1 protein-coding gene is annotated in these 412 nt (G+C 50.2%); it reads right to left on the bottom strand.

Annotated elements, in window-relative coordinates:
• The coding region (locus FEF65_RS13305) for a transposase (protein WP_138240300.1) at nt 1-412 on the bottom strand (412 nt) is incomplete at both ends.

The raw sequence follows: 412 nt of genomic DNA, 5'->3' as shown, positions 1-412 counted from the left end.
AGTGCCGATTTCCAATCCCGGATTGGCATCGTCCATTTCTTGCTGATGTTTCTCAGCGCCAGATAGAAGAGCTTGGTCAATGCATCATCGCTTGGAAATGAGCCCCGGTTCTTGGTGATTTTACGCAGGCTCATGTTCACTGATTCAATCGCATTGGTGGTGTAAATGACCTTGCGAATTTCCGGCGGGTAATCAAATAACGGGATAATACGCTGCCAGTTTCTGCGCCATGATTGCCCGATTGACGGGTAAGCCTCATCCCACTTTTCTTCAAATGCCATCAGCTGCAACTCTGCCTCTTCGGCAGTGGCCGCCGCATATATGGCGCGCAGGTCGGCAGCCACTTCCTTGCGCATTTTCCACGAAACAAAGTTCAGGCTGTAACGCACCATATGGACGATACAAAGCTGAA

It is taken from the genome of Mariprofundus erugo (genome assembly GCF_005818865.1).
GTDB lineage: Bacteria > Pseudomonadota > Zetaproteobacteria > Mariprofundales > Mariprofundaceae > Mariprofundus > Mariprofundus erugo.
The sequence above is the reverse complement of the archived record's forward strand: the minus strand, read 5'-3'. Positions and strand labels throughout refer to the sequence as shown.